1 protein-coding gene is annotated in these 1304 nt (G+C 63.8%); it reads right to left on the bottom strand.

Annotated features, from left to right (window positions below; genetic code table 11):
- Positions 1-1304, bottom strand: a 1304-nt coding sequence (locus tag EN964_RS34885) for a CarD family transcriptional regulator (protein ID WP_281059600.1), incomplete at both ends; no start/stop codon positions are given.

Raw genomic sequence — 1304 nt, 5'->3', positions numbered from 1 at the left:
TGTCAGAACCGTAGCGCGACAGAAGCTCGATGTTTTCCACCGGCAGGAACAGCCGGTCGTCACCCGCATAGTGGATTTCAAGGCAGTCATGCGGTGCGCCGACCGCTTCGATGGTACGCAGGCCGATGAAACGGCCAATGCCATGATCGGCATGGACGACAATGTCGCCGGCCGACAGCGCCGAGGCCTCGGCAATGAAGTCCGAGGGACGCTTCTTGCGTTTCGAACGCCGGATCAGCCGGTCGCCCAAAATGTCCTGTTCGGCGACGACGACCAGTTTTTCGGTCTCGAAGCCGGATTCGAGCGGCAGTACGGCCAGGGCCGCCTGCCCCGGTTCGAGCTTTTCGGCTTCCGCCAGCGTCGCCACCTGCTTGAGATTGCCGAGATGGTGTTCGGCAAGGATCTGGCCAAGCCGGTCGAGCGAGCCTTCGGTCCAGCCGGCAATGACAATGCGGCGGCGCGCCGCGCGCTCATCGGCGATGTGTTTGACGACGACATCGAACACATTGGCGTTCGGATCGGCGCGCTCCTCGACGAAGCTGCGGCCGTGGCGCGAGCCGGCGTGATAGACCTTCTTGGCGCCAACTTCGGGCGCGTCGAATGGCGTGAAGTCGATCGCTTCACGCGGCCCGAGCGAGGCAATCAGGTTTTCCGGGGAGAGATAGAGCAGGTCCGGTGCGACCGGCTTGTAGGGCACGGCGTCCTTCAAGGCACCGTCCGCCTGCTTCTTGCGCGCCTCGTAATGGTCGAGGATCAGCGTGTGGCGTTCGGCCAACGCCTCATGCGCCAGATGGTCGAAGATGACAGGCGTGTCAGGCAGATAGTCGAACACCGTCTCCAGCCGCTCATAGAAAAACGGCAGCCAGTGTTCCATTCCGGCAAACCGCCTGCCTTCGCTGACTGCTGCATAGAGCCCGTCATCGCGCTGTGGAGCGCCAAAGGCTTCGATATAGGAGCGGCGGAAACGGCTGATGGTTTCGGGCGTCAGCGCCACTTCGCTCATCGCCTGCAGCGCCATCGACTTGCGCTGGCCGGTGGTGCGCTGCGTGGCGGCGTCGAAGACGCGGATCGATTCAAGCGTGTCGCCGAAGAAGTCGAGCCTGAGCGCTTCGGTCCAGCCAGGCGCGAACAGGTCGAGAATGCCGCCGCGCACCGCGAACTCGCCGATGCCACGCACGGTCGGCACGCGCTCAAAACCGGACGTTTCCAGCCGCGACACCAGTACGTTCATGTCGATCTGGTTGCCGGGCCTGGCGTGGAACGTCTGTGCCTCGACGAGATCCGCCGGCGGAATGCGCTGCAGC

The organism is Mesorhizobium sp. M7A.F.Ca.CA.001.10.2.1 (genome assembly GCF_003998575.1).
Lineage (GTDB): Bacteria > Pseudomonadota > Alphaproteobacteria > Rhizobiales > Rhizobiaceae > Mesorhizobium.
This window is presented reverse-complemented; position numbering and strand designations above follow the sequence as displayed.